Origin of the sequence: Bacillus sp. JJ783, assembly GCF_036963225.1 — a bacterium.
GTDB lineage: Bacteria > Bacillota > Bacilli > Bacillales > Bacillaceae_G > Bacillus_A > Bacillus_A cereus_U.
In genome coordinates this window covers 9,570-9,780 of record NZ_JBALMG010000084.1, presented here as the reverse complement: position 1 = coordinate 9,780, position 211 = coordinate 9,570, and the positions used below count along the sequence as shown (strand labels likewise).

The following is a 211-nucleotide window of genomic DNA, read 5'->3' as shown; positions in this document are numbered from 1 at the left end:
AGTTTACTGCAAAAGAAAAGAATGGTTTTGTAACATTAGACTTTACTTTCGTTGGTGCTGAACAGCAAGGAAGAGAAGTAGTAGTGTTTGAAGACTTATTACATGAAGGTCAAGTAATTGCAACTCACGCTGACATTAACGATGTAGGTCAAACAGTTCGATTTGTAGAACCTTCTATTAAAACAACAGCTTCAAACAAAGCTGATGGTGG

1 protein-coding gene is annotated in these 211 nt (G+C 36.5%); it reads left to right on the top strand.

What is annotated here, in order from left to right; all coding sequences use genetic code 11:
- The coding region (locus V7038_RS17725) for a VaFE repeat-containing surface-anchored protein (RefSeq protein WP_335471204.1) at nucleotides 1-211 on the top strand (211 nt) is incomplete at both ends.